This is a genomic window from Agrilactobacillus composti DSM 18527 = JCM 14202 (genome assembly GCF_001436375.1).
In the GTDB taxonomy this organism is placed as follows: Bacteria; Bacillota; Bacilli; order Lactobacillales; family Lactobacillaceae; genus Agrilactobacillus; species Agrilactobacillus composti.
The window spans coordinates 56,213-68,503 of sequence record NZ_AZGA01000088.1 but is presented as its reverse complement, the minus strand read 5'-3'; the positions used below and the strand labels follow the sequence as shown (position 1 = coordinate 68,503).

The window sequence follows — 12,291 nt, the reverse complement described above, 5'->3', positions numbered from 1 at the left end:
ACCTCTCAAATTGAGGGCCTTTTTTAAATCGCACTTTAAACAGCTACGTCTTTTTATTCTTTGATCATCAGTACCAATACGGCACCAACTAAGGCGATGATTGATAAAATTGGTAAGATAGGTAAATATTTGTGTCCCACCATATCGAAAATCAAGGCTCCCAAAACTGGAGCTAAGATTTGGGCACCGGTATTGGCAAAGTTCAAAATCCCCAAATCTTTGGCGGAGTTTTCTGGATTAGGTAACACTTCCAGATTTAAGGCCTGGTCCACAGAGAAGAAAATCCCGGACCCAGTCCCAGCGATAATCCCATACCAAATCATCGTAGATGGATTTTGGAAAACAAATGGTAAAATTGTGCCAATGGCCGTCAGCACTGCTGCAAAGGCTACTGGCCACTTCCGGGTTCCTAATTTATCGGAAATAGCCCCTGAAGTAGATGAGAAGATAATTGCTGTGATCATTGTAGCGGTTCCCATCAATGACACATACTTACCAGCGTTGGAACTATCTAAGCCCATCCCACTGGTCAAAATGAATACTTGGTATACCCCAAAAGCGGTGACAGCAATGTTAATCATCATCTTGCCAAAAAGAGCTAAGTAAAAATTTCGAACATTATGGATTGGGAAAACAAAAGCTTTGACAAAACCGCTCCAATCCAGCTTTTCAGTGACCATACCCAAACTTGATTTTTCATGCATGATCAAGGCGGCTACGGGACCAGAGACTAGCATCAAAACAGCTAAAACGAAGTAACCGGTATTGACCAAACCAGGATTTGTACTGCTCATAAAACGACCACCGACAACCGGACCACCATATTGCCCAATGACATAACCAATGGCATAAATGGAGGAAATTGTCCCCCGGTGTTGCGGTGCCACCCGATCAGCGATAACGGCAATTAAAGGTGCCACAATCATATTGATAAAGGTTTGAATTAAGCACCAAAGTACAATGAAAATTGGTAATTGGGAACGATCATTGATCATCCCTAGACCCACCATGACGGCTGCGGTTAATACGGAACCCACGACGATCCAAGGTGTCCGCCGACCCCAACGAGAGCGGGTCCGATCAGATAAGGCGCCAATGATAATTGTGGTGATGGTGGACGTCACTGCCCCTAGAGTTCCCAGTAGAGCCAAGAAGTTATTGACCTGACTGCCAGCACCTCCAAAAATATTCGCTAATTTAGCAGGGTTTAACACTGAGTTTAAGCCCATAAATGGCGCCAACCATAATAGTGCCCCTAAACCAGTAGCAATCCCAATAAACACGGGAACTTTTGGTTGTTGCTTGTCTGTAACGTTGGCCGACCAGGTTGGCGTTGCAGTTGATCCGTTCTTGCCTTGTGCCATGATCCTTCCTCCTTAATATTGCGCTGCCGCTTTAAAAATTTGATATCCCCAAGGTTTCAAGGTGAAGCTGTCCCCTTTTTTAATAGTTTCATTAGTCGTAAGCCCTTGACCAGTTTCAGAACTAAATTTAACCGTCTGGATATCATTTGAGTAGTTAAAGTAAAAATCCAGCGTGGTATTATCTTTAGTGACCAATCGCTTATTGATAATTGGAAATTGTTGTTCTTGACGAACTGTCCAAAGCCCAATTTTCTTCAAAATGTATCGGTACAATGCCGTAATTGATTTCTCGTTCAAATATGATCCTGTGTAAAAAGCCTTCCCCTGGCCAAACTGATTTTCAGTAATAGCGGCGTATTTCCCCCAATAAGGATGGTTGTAAGTGGCTAAGGCCTTCCCTGTTGTAGGTGTTAACAATTCCATCCAATATTGAATCGGTTGATCTTTTATCTGCGCCAATTCAGCTGTGCCGGTAATTGTGATGTTATCTTCAGATTTTCCAGTGCCATAATTACGATTCGGTTCAACAAAGAGTTCATATTCTGCACCAACTGCTTCGGATATTAAAGCGGGTTGGACATCTGTGCGAACCTGTACGTCTTGATTGGTAAAACCAGAACGGAAAGAATATAAAATGTTGCCACCATTTTTAACGAACGTGTTTAATTGTTGCAAGTCCGCATCGCTGACCGAATATAACATGGGTACCACTAAGAAATCATAATTGTCATTGTTGATCCGGGGATCACCGATTTGACGGATATCCACTTCAACGTTTAATTTGTATAGGGGATCATAATAAGCACGGAGCACATCGTTATACTGATGGGTGGCGGTTTTATCAAAAATTGTATTTTGATAAGGGAACCAGTCCACCGCACTTAGGGCTTGGTTGCTGACCACAAAGGCTACCCGGTTTTGCTTATGGGTGTTTACAAAAACTGCCCCATTGTCATGCAATTCTTGCCCAATGACTTTAGCTTCGTTGTAAACAGGGTTGGGTTTAAAATCGTGCCCCAGTAAGCCCTTCCAATAAGTTTCATAACTATTGTGAATAGAATGCCAATGCCAGTAGCCAATCATATTCGCCCCGGAGGCAATATGGGAATAAGCTTGCAGCGTTAATTGCCCGGGATATGGGACCCAATGTCTGAAGGCCTGGGCTTCAGTTTCCATGACGATATAGTTGGCATCCTTGATGGAGCGGGCCACATCCCCACAAAATGCAATCTCCGTCCCGGTTAAATTATCTTGGGTGGGATGATACACATCAATTGCGGTGATATCAAAATGTTTTGATATCTCGAAATGATTGGCATCAGCATTCAAACCGAAGGACTGTTTGCGCCATTCAAAGTCAAAGTTATTAGTGACAAATTGGTTGTCATGCTTGTATTCATTCACGATCCCGACTTGCCAACTTAAGAAGTCCACAACCAACGTGCGTTTAAAGGCTTCAAACGCCGTGCCAAAACTCCCGTTGATTGTTGAATTAGCAGGTGGAAAATCTTCCCAACTGTTGATGCGATTGCTCCAATAGTCAAACCCGTAGGCGTGGTTCATAGCATCTAAATCACCGTTGAACTTTTGCTTCAACCACTTTTGAAAGGCAATATAGACATTCGCACTGCTTGTGTCGAAATGTTTAGTTTCATTGTCAACTTGAAAACCCACAACATTTGGTTTATCTGCAGTACGTTTGATCATTTTGCGGATAATCCGTTCGGAAAGGATCCTGAACGTGGGATTGGTGATATCAATCAACTGCCGACCCCCGTATTCACGTTTGCCACTTTTATCGGTCAACAAAACCTCGGGATATTTCTTAGCCAGCCAGGTGGGGATGGCATAGGTTGGTGTGCCAATGATCACTTTGATACCCGCTGCATTCATGGCATCAACGACTTTATCTAATTTTGAAAAATCGAAAACACCTTCCTGGGGTTCATAAGTACTCCAGGTGCTTTCACCAATACGCACCACATTGATATTAGCAGCTTGCATCATTTCGATATCTTTATCTAAGCGATCATAGGGTAAATACTCGTAATAATAGGCTGCCCCGTATAAAAAATCTTGTAAAACCATCGTGTAACCTCCTGAATTTGTTGATTAGGAAAACGTTTTCTTCAATATGTATATTATCCGTTTTCAGTGTTCCAAAGTACATTGTCTAATCACCTTTTAATTTATCCAAATATGACATATACTATAAATATATTCGAATAAATTTGAATGGTGGTGATGATCATCGATTTTTTAAAAAATGCCAAACGGCTCCCGGTCATTGATTGGAACTTAACCTTCTTCGGGGCCCACGAACAAGCCGTGACTAAAACCTGGGCTGTTCCCATTGAAAAACACTATGCCTTTGAATGTATTTATGTCCTATCTGGGAAAGAAACAATCATCATGCATCACATGGATTTCACCTTAAACTCAGGGGATTTCTTTATTGTGCCCCCGGAATTCTTACATCGCGTCCGGGCTGAAAGTGATTTGAAATACTTCTGTTATCATTTTGATATTGACGATCCCAGACTCAAGGCCCAACTGATTCAGGGTTTGGACTATTATCATCCAGTTGGCTCGGCCATTAATAAAGCCATCACCCCACATTTATTGAAATTAGATGCCTTGGTCCAAGATTCAACGTTTGATTTTACAACAAAAATGATTATTCAAATTGAGTTGTCCCATATTTTAATGCACTTTTATGAAGCCTCACAAAACAACGCTACCCAGGGCTCCTCCACCCAAAATGAGTACGCCAGAACCATTGCGGACTATTTAAAAAACGACCTAACCAGTCAAGTGCTGGCCTACTTAAAAGAGGGCTATACCACAGATCAAACCAAACCCGCTGTGGAAGCCGCTATCGATCATGTTGGTCTTAGTAAAGGCTATGGTTTTCGAATTTTCAAGGAAACCTATGGCATCTCCCCAAGAGAGTACTTGTCGAAATTGAAAGTAAACGAAGCTAAAAAATTATTGCTAAAACCTGGCTATGCCATCTTAGACATCAGCTCAGCGCTAGGTTACAGTGGTATCTCAAACTTCAGTCGTCAGTTCAAACGCTGGACGAATATATCACCGAATGAATTTCGCAAACAACAACTTAACAAGTAACCGTTAAAGTCATATTTGGATAAATACAAAGCATGTTTTGCATCATGTGCATCAAAAAAGGACCTCCTGTGAGATCCTTTTTTGATATAACAATAAGTTCAATATTGTTTCCCATGAAAAATTTGTCAAGTTTGTAAGTGGTACTAGGATTTGAGGCAACCGCTTTAAAATTGAATCACAACTTTACCTTGGGGATGGCCACTTCTGACTAACGCTAAAGCATCGTTGATATCTTCAATTTCAAATTTCGTTGGATCAACAGCGGGTACAATTTGATTCGCTTCAATAATCTTTGAAATCTTTCTTAATTGTTCACCGCTGCTTCTTACAAAGATAAACCGATATTGCACATCTTTTTGACCAGCTTTGCGATCAAATTTGGCACTGGCCATGGCAAACATTGTTTGTTTCAATTTAGAGAAATTACGATCAATGGCAAATTGCTTATTGGGACCAGTCCGCAAAGAAAGTAAGCGGCCACCAGGCTTAATAATAGACAATTCATGGTCGAACTCATCAGGACTTAGGGTATCAATGACGTAATCCACATCTTTTAAAACTTCCCAGTAATTGACGGCTTGATAATCAAGATACTGGTCAGCTCCAATGGCCAATGTGCGTTCTCTGGCTTGGGCGTTGCCGCTGACAATGACCCGCAAACCTAAGTCTTTGGCAATGGGCACGGCCATTTGCCCAAAGGAACCAGAACCGCCGGGAATGAATAAGGCCTTACCGGCTTGGGCATTCAGTTCTTCATGTAAACCTTGATAAGCGGTCAAACCGGTCAACGGTGCTGCCGCGCCAGTGACAAAGTCTAAATTGCTTGGCAGTGGGGCAATAGCATCACTCTTGACAGCGACATATTCCGCGAAGGCCCCAATACTCTCAATGGGCAAACGGGTGTAGATGGCATCCCCATTTTTAAAATCAGTAACTTTATCCCCGACTTTTTCAATAACGCCGGTTAGTTCATTCCCCATGGTCACGGGCATGTCATAGTCTTGGATCAACTTGACGCTACCAGTCCCAATTAACATTTCCAGGGGATTAACGGCGGCCACTTTGACCTTGACCAATACCTCGTCGGACTTAATTGCTGGCACCGGAATATCATTAACTTTTAAGTCGAAATTTTTATCATATTTCATTAATTGTGCTGCTTTCATTTAAAAACCTCCAAAATTATTTTGGTAACTTTTTGTTTATTTTATAACCGATGATGTCATATTAAATCTTAAAGTTACAAAAGTCAAATATTGTTACCGAAATAATTCTGTGCTATACTGATCATATAATTATTTACATCAATTTAATTTTTAGAAAGGTGTTGAATCCTCTGCGACTGGCAACAGTCAGCATCATGACATGAAAAGAATCAGTCAGGACCTCATCATCGAGACCTCAGAACAATTAATTAAAAGTACAGGGAGCGCCGAAATTTCATTAGCACAAATCGCCAATGAACTCGGCATTACCCATGCTGCCATTTATAAACACTTTAAAAATAAGCAAGCACTATGGGAAGCCGTCGCCAAAAATTGGTTCGATCATAATATTATTGGCAACGTGGCGATTACCCCCAAAGACGGCCAAAGCCCCAGAGACCAATTGCATGATTGGCTATGGCATTTTGTCAACGCCAAAAAAAATGCCTACAACAATAATCCGGAAATGTTTACGCTGAACACCCAATATATCGATAATAATCCCTATGCACTGCACAAGGTCTTACTGGATGCCTATGCCATTATTGATAAAATCATGGCCTATCACGATCCCGAATTTAAACGGGCGGAAATTATTTTATCCGCTTTTTCCGTCTTTACCCTGCCTAATTTTAAAGACACTTGGAATGCGCCGAACTATCAAGAACGCTTTGAAGCTATGTGGGCCTTAATTAAATTTGGACTTTAAATCTCAATGTCTTAGAATAGTTATCAAGAGACTAGGGTAAAAGTAGTCTCAAAAAACTATGAGAAGGCGAACTATGGTTGAGATTAAACAACAACATCGGATGGTCACGACAGATGATGGCATCCGCTGGCACTTGGTTGAAGCTGGGGTGACCCACAAGTTGACATTGGTTCTAATCGCCGGATTTCCCGAAAGTGCCTATGCCTGGCGGCGGGTTATTCCCATATTAGCCGCTAATTATCATGTGCTAGCCATTGATTTACCCGGTCAAGGTTACTCTAGTGTGCCGACAACTGGCTTTGATACCCGTACCACTAGTCAGCGCCTCAATGCACTTCTGGAAAAACTGCACGTCACAACTCGTATTTATATTGGCCACGATGTTGGCGCTTGGGTGGGCTTTGCCTTTTCGCACCTCTATCCTGACCAGCTCTTAGGAACAGTCTTAATTGATGGCAACATCCCCAGTGTTACCTTACCCAAAGCTATTCCCCTCAACTCAGAAAGTTGGCGCAGTTGGCACTTCTTATTCAATGCCCTACCTGACTTACCGGAGTCCCTTTTAGCTGGTAATGAACGGAAACTCCTTGATTGGTTTTTCTCAAACAAAGCCGCAAATTGGCAATCATCCTTTTCTAAAGTAGATGTGGATGAATATGAAAATATTTATAAAACCCCGGGTGTGATGCGGGGGATGCTGGGTTATTATCGGGCAGTATTAACCGATATGACCATCCATGATGAATTAAAACAGCAAAAAATTGCCGTGCCTTTACTGGCGGTGAGCGGCGAACTTGGCTCTTCCCGAGATTTAGCTGAAAAAATTGCGCCGTTTTGCAAAGTTTCGTATGGTGAAACCATCCCAGATTCAGGCCATTATGTCCCCGAAGAAGCCCCAACTGTCCTGTGCCAGCACATTACAGCTTTTATTAACCGTATCTCTGAAAAGTAACTTCTTCAGGCCTATTCAGTCACACACCGGAAAAATACAGATTATACCCCTGCCCACCAGTAGACAGTTTTCACCAAATCGAAAAATCAGCGCATAAAAAGAGGACCTCATTTGAGATCCTCTTTTAATTAACTTATCAACCCATTACCGTGTTGCTTGGGCCTGCGCTTTAGCTTGGGCAGCTTCTCTTTCCAAGTCTTGCATGGTTTCATGGGTATGTTGACGCCACCATGAACTCAAGATTGACCCGGAGATGTTATGCCAGATCGAGAAGATGGTTGATGGGATGGCAGCGGCTGGGACGAAGTACTTCATGGCTAAGGTTGCCCCTAGACTTGAATCTTGCATCCCCACTTCAAAAGTGATGGCTTTACGCTGTGGTTCCCGCAACCGGATCAAATGACTGAACAAGAAGCCTAACCCGTAACCGGACAAGTTATGCAACATGACAACTGGAATAACCAGTGCTGTTTGGGCGGTGAATAGGTCGGCATGGTTAGCGGCGAAAACCGCACCAATGATGGCTAAGATAGCCACTTGCGAAACTAATGGCAGTGCTTTGGTAACTTTTTCAGCTTGTTTGCTAAATAAGGTATGGACAATGACCCCAGCGATGATTGGGATAACCACAATCTTGACAGTGCTTAAGAATAATTGTTGGGTGGGAATAGCGACCCATTGGCCGGCGTACAATTTCAGCATCGTTGGCAACATGATTGGTGCTAACAGGGTGGACAATGCTTCAATAGATACGTCTAGGGCCACATCCCCTTTGGCTAAGTAAGCCATAACACTGGAGGAAGTTCCGCTTGGACAAGATCCGACTAAAATGACCCCAACGGCTGTTGGCCCGGATAAGTGGAACAATAAGCACAACAGCCAAGCAATAGTTGGCATGATGGCGTAATGGGCGAATGTGCCTAAAATAACCGGAATTGGTTGTTTTAAGATGCGGGCAAAATCATCCCGATTTAACGTTAAGCCCATGCCGAACAAGATAATCCCTAATAAAATTGGTGTCTTTGGTGCGATCCATAAACTAGTTTGTGGTAAGAAGTAGTTGACAGCTGCCCACAGGACAACAAGTAATGTGAACCATTTACTCATCCAATTACCGACTTTAGTGACTGCTTTCATATAGTTATCCCCCATTTAGTTTCTTGATCCCTAATATTTACTTATCAGCAAACAATTCATCGTAGCCTTTCATAACGCCACCAGTATTGGCAGATGTAACTAAGGCTTGGTAACGTGCTAAGTAACCTGTTTTAACTTTTGGTTCAAACTTCTTCAAATGGGTGCGACGTTCGGCTAATTCTTCATCGGAAACATCTAACATCATGCTGCGATTGGTCAAATCAATGGTGATGGTATCCCCATCTTTAATTAAGGCAATATTGCCACCATCGGCGGCTTCTGGGGAGATATGGCCCACGGCAATGCCCCGGGTAGCCCCAGAGAAGCGGCCATCAGTGATCAGGCCAACTTCACGACCTAAGCCCCGACCAACGATACTAGAAGTTGGGTTCAACATTTCTGGCATACCAGGGCCACCTTTAGGACCTTCGTAGCGAATAACCACAACGTGGCCTGGTTGAACTTTGCCAGAATCAATGCCATTAACGGCATCATCGTGGGAATCAAAACAAATGGCCTTGCCCACGAATTTATGGATATCCTTATCCACCCCGCCGACTTTGATAACCGCGCCATCAGGGGCGATGTTCCCATGAAGGATGGACAGACCACCTTGTTGGGAATAAGCATTTTCAACGGTATGAATAATTTCTGGATTCTTTGTCTCACAACCGGCGACATTTTCCCGAATGGTCTTGCCGGTGACAGTCATGCGATCGGGATGTAAAATACCACCCTTTTGGATCAATTCATTTAAGATAACGGGAATGCCACCTGCGGCATGGACATCTTGCATGGTCCAGTGAGAAGATGGGGCAATTTTAGCCACGTAAGGGGTCTTCTTAGAAATTTCATTAATATCTTCTTCAGAATAAGGCACGCCAGCTTCATGGGCGATGGCCAGACCATGAAGGACAGTGTTGGTGGAACCACCCATGGCCATATCTAAGGCATAAGCGTCATCAAAGGCTTCTTTGGTCATCAAGTCTCTCGGCCGAATATTATGTTTGACCACGTACATGACTTGTTTAGCGGCTTTACGAACCAGTTCTTTTCTTTCTTCAGTGTCAGCTAAGGCAGTGCCGTTATAAGGCAAAGCTACACCTAAGGCTTCCATCAAAGAGTTCATGGAGTTTGCGGTGAACATCCCGGCGCAAGAACCACAGCCAGGACAGGCATTTTGTTCATATTCCAATAAATCTTCCTTAGATAATTTGCCAGATTTGAAAGCTCCAACGGCTTCAAACATGGTGGACAAGGTAGTGGCATTGCCGTTAGGATCCACCCCAGCACGCATTGGGCCCCCAGATACGAATACGGAAGGCACGTTGGTGCGAGCAGCTGCCATCAACATCCCCGGTGTGATCTTGTCACAGTTTGGCATGAATAAAACCCCATCAAACCAATGAGCTTGGATCACGGTTTCAGCGGCATCGGCGATAACTTCCCGACTTGGTAAGGAGTAACGCATCCCCACGTGACCCATGGCGATCCCATCATCGACCCCGATGGTGTTGAATTCAAAAGGAATACCCCCAGCTTCACGAATCGCTTTTTTAGCAATGTCGGCCAACATTCGCAGATGAATATGACCAGGAACGATTTCGATGTAGGAATTACAGATGGCGATGAACGGTTTCTTCATGTCATCTTCGTTTTTAACTTGACCAGTGGCGTATAACAAACTACGTCCCGGGGCTGTATCTACCCCTACTTTAATTTTGTCACTGCGTTTTTTAATATCTGCACCTGTAAGCGAAAAACCTAATGTATCTGCCATATTTACCACCCTTTGTAAATTTGTTTTATTAGGAACATCGGAAACGAAATTGACTAAAATAAAAAGCCAAAAGCTATAGAACAGCTCTTGGCTTAACCAATGCTGCCCGCCTTATCCACGCGGGCAATTACAAAATAGCCCGCGCTACATAATCACGATGCGGACGACTAAAGTTTGTAATAATGTGGCATTGGTTGTTTTCATAAGTCTAATTCCTTTCGTATTTCTAAGATTGATTATCATTATATTATAAAATGATGATTTGTAAACACCTAATTTATGAAAATAGCATTAAAATACGATTAATTTGTTGATGTAACCGTTTCCTAAACGTGACTTATTTACTCACATACACTGTTATATTAGTATTCACGGTCCAAATATCGGATTTGTAAAATTTATTTGAAATTATTTTATATTTCATCAAAAATTTAGACTTAGATACAAAAACTCAGGAAATCTATTAACTGATTTCCTGAGTTTTTGTGACTTAACATTAAGTTAATATGTGACGATCAAACCTGCTTAATCCACATCGTCTGGATCCACGTTTAATTTCTTTTCCAGGGTCCGAACAATTTCGGAGTGTTTCTTTTCAGTCAGCTTCACCTTGAAGAAAAAGACAAAGGCAGCTGCCAAAATCAATACAATTGGGGCAAAGAACATGAAGGTCTTAAAGATAGTCAAACCATGGGCGGAGATACTGCTTGGTTTAGCACTACCCACCATGCCAGAACCCACAGCGGCAATACTGACGACCCCCATGGCAATGGCACCAGCCAATTTATCGATCAATGGCCGTACGGACAAGGTGACAGACTCGTTCCGAGTCCCGGTCTTTAATTGGCCATATTCCACACTATCAGTGATGGTCATTAAAGCTGCTAAGAAAATCATGGGATAAGGGAAGTAGAAAATGGCATCCGCAATTAGAACCATCACAATATTTTGACCAGCCATTAAGAAAAGGACATAACCAATCAACATCATGGCAATTCCGCCGATATAAATCATCCGGCGTTTAACTGCCGCAACGATGGCTGGGAATAAGACCACGGAAATAATCCCTAGAATGGCCGTGATAACCCCCGTCAAGCTGAATTTATCTGGTTGACCTAGGACGTATTGGAAATAATAGGCCAATAGGGAATTGGTCACCACATAACCTAAGGCAAACAAGAAGTAGGATAAAGCCAGCCACATCAATTGATCATTTTGACCAATGACTTTGAAGACATCTCTAAACCGGACTTTTTCCGTATTTTCACGGATGGCATTTTTCTTTTCTTTGGTCCCAAATACCGTGGCCAAGGCTCCTAATAAAGAAACCGCCGCGATGACAATGGCAAAGCCTAACCAGCCAGTTTGTGTTTTCGTATCGCCACTGGTATGAGAAAAGGTTTGGGAAAAGAACACGACTAACGGAAAAATCACAATGGGCACACCTTGTTGGCCTAACGTGGAACCAAACCGGCCAATGGTCCCAAACATGGCCCGGACCTTAGAATCCACACTTAAAGCTGGTAGCATGGACCAAAAAGCAATATCTTTAAACGAATAGAAAATATCTAGAACTACAAATACAATGCCGAATAATACCAAATATAAGGTGGGCTTACTGGTGGCCAGTCCGCCAAAGTCGGTGAAAATCAGGACCAACATGACGGAACTGATAATGGCCCCAACGACTAACCAAGGTTTAAACTTCCCCCAACGGGTCTGGGTATTGTCCACGGCGCCACCAATCATTGGATCCAAGGTGATCTCACAGATCCGGATGACTACCATCAACATGGACACTAGGCCAATCATTTTAGCATTGAAGGCCTTATTGCCAGTGGTAAAAAGTTGGCTGGTGACAAATAGCATAAAGTAAGTACTTAAGGTTGCGTAAAAAGCATCATGCCCAAAGGCCCCGAGTGCGTACGACGTGTACTGCTTTGCGTGTTTCAATTATAAACTCATCTTCCCTTCTAGAGCGCTTTCAAGACTGGCTTAAACAAAAGGGTCGCTTT

At 42.9% G+C, this 12,291-nt stretch carries 9 protein-coding genes; 3 read left to right on the top strand and 6 right to left on the bottom strand.

Annotated features, from left to right (window positions below):
• Window positions 1-53 precede the first annotated feature (53 nt).
• The gene (locus FC83_RS15485) at window positions 54-1,364 is read right to left on the bottom strand and encodes an MFS transporter (RefSeq protein WP_057002980.1); all 1,311 of its coding nucleotides are present in this window, start codon (window positions 1,362-1,364) and stop codon (window positions 54-56) included.
• Between the two features lie 12 nt (window positions 1,365-1,376).
• A complete protein-coding gene (locus tag FC83_RS15480; protein ID WP_057002979.1) occupies window positions 1,377-3,452 on the bottom strand; it encodes a beta-galactosidase in 2,076 nt (691 codons plus the stop codon).
• 156 nt (window positions 3,453-3,608) lie between these two features.
• Between FC83_RS15480 and FC83_RS15475 the strand changes: the two genes are divergently transcribed.
• Window positions 3,609-4,493, top strand: a complete 885-nt coding sequence (locus tag FC83_RS15475; protein ID WP_236700852.1) for a helix-turn-helix domain-containing protein — start codon at window positions 3,609-3,611, stop codon at window positions 4,491-4,493.
• A gap of 164 nt (window positions 4,494-4,657) precedes the next feature.
• On the opposite strand, the gene FC83_RS15470 is transcribed toward FC83_RS15475, so the two are convergent.
• Window positions 4,658-5,659 (bottom strand): NADP-dependent oxidoreductase, encoded by a 1,002-nt coding sequence (locus FC83_RS15470; RefSeq protein ID WP_057002978.1) that lies wholly within the window; start codon window positions 5,657-5,659, stop codon window positions 4,658-4,660.
• A gap of 199 nt (window positions 5,660-5,858) precedes the next feature.
• On the opposite strand from FC83_RS15470, the gene FC83_RS15465 reads away from it, so the two are divergent.
• On the top strand, window positions 5,859-6,407 hold the full coding sequence (locus tag FC83_RS15465) for a TetR/AcrR family transcriptional regulator (protein ID WP_035451426.1): 549 nt from the start codon (window positions 5,859-5,861) through the stop codon (window positions 6,405-6,407).
• A gap of 73 nt (window positions 6,408-6,480) precedes the next feature.
• Window positions 6,481-7,359, top strand: coding sequence for an alpha/beta fold hydrolase (locus tag FC83_RS15460; protein ID WP_035451424.1), 879 nt, complete (start codon window positions 6,481-6,483; stop codon window positions 7,357-7,359).
• Between the two features lie 144 nt (window positions 7,360-7,503).
• On the opposite strand, the gene FC83_RS15455 is transcribed toward FC83_RS15460, so the two are convergent.
• From FC83_RS15455 to FC83_RS15445, 3 genes are all read right to left on the bottom strand, one after another.
• On the bottom strand, window positions 7,504-8,496 hold the full coding sequence (locus FC83_RS15455) for a bile acid:sodium symporter family protein (RefSeq protein ID WP_035451421.1): 993 nt from the start codon (window positions 8,494-8,496) through the stop codon (window positions 7,504-7,506).
• A 37-nt stretch (window positions 8,497-8,533) separates the two neighbouring features.
• Window positions 8,534-10,276 (bottom strand): dihydroxy-acid dehydratase, encoded by a 1,743-nt coding sequence (ilvD, locus tag FC83_RS15450; protein WP_057002977.1) that lies wholly within the window; start codon window positions 10,274-10,276, stop codon window positions 8,534-8,536.
• Between the two features lie 525 nt (window positions 10,277-10,801).
• Window positions 10,802-12,229 carry a glycoside-pentoside-hexuronide (GPH):cation symporter gene (locus tag FC83_RS15445; RefSeq protein ID WP_057002976.1) on the bottom strand — a complete coding sequence of 476 codons (1,428 nt, stop codon included), beginning with the start codon at window positions 12,227-12,229 and terminating at the stop codon, window positions 10,802-10,804.
• Window positions 12,230-12,291: the final 62 nt, after the last annotated feature.